The sequence below is a fragment of the Pseudoalteromonas sp. S2755 genome (assembly GCF_005886535.1).
Classification (GTDB): Bacteria; Pseudomonadota; Gammaproteobacteria; order Enterobacterales; family Alteromonadaceae; genus Pseudoalteromonas.
Window position 1 is genome coordinate 1 of record NZ_PNDS01000244.1, and the last position, 361, is coordinate 361.

A 361-nucleotide genomic window follows, 5' to 3' on the forward strand; every position below is an offset into this window, starting at 1 on the left:
CAAGCCAATGTCCAGACTGTCCTCAATAAGTTGATACAAAAAGCCGGCTATTCACAAGACCGGATAAAATGGCGAATCACTAAAGACTTACCTACGCTACCGCAGTGTGTACAAGCGCTAGAAAACGACTACACCTTTTTCACCCGACTCTTAGCAAAGTACGGCTTAATCTATTGGTTTGAATGCCATGATTTTATTGAGTCGATAGTGATTGCCGAGGGCAACCTTGCAAGCCCCTATATTGAGCGAGGCTTGCTGTCGGTAACGGATAAAGATGGCATGGTTCACGAACATGAAACCGGCTTTGTTGGGTTTACGCAGTGCCAAAGTCGCCATCGTTTTAGAATGGGTGGCTCCCATG

Annotated in this window: 1 protein-coding gene; it reads left to right on the forward strand. The window is 46.3% G+C overall.

Features of this window, described 5'->3' with window-relative positions; translation table 11 throughout:
* Positions 1-361 (forward strand): contractile injection system protein, VgrG/Pvc8 family (locus CWC03_RS23065; RefSeq protein ID WP_249314116.1); only part of this gene is annotated, 361 nt, incomplete at both ends.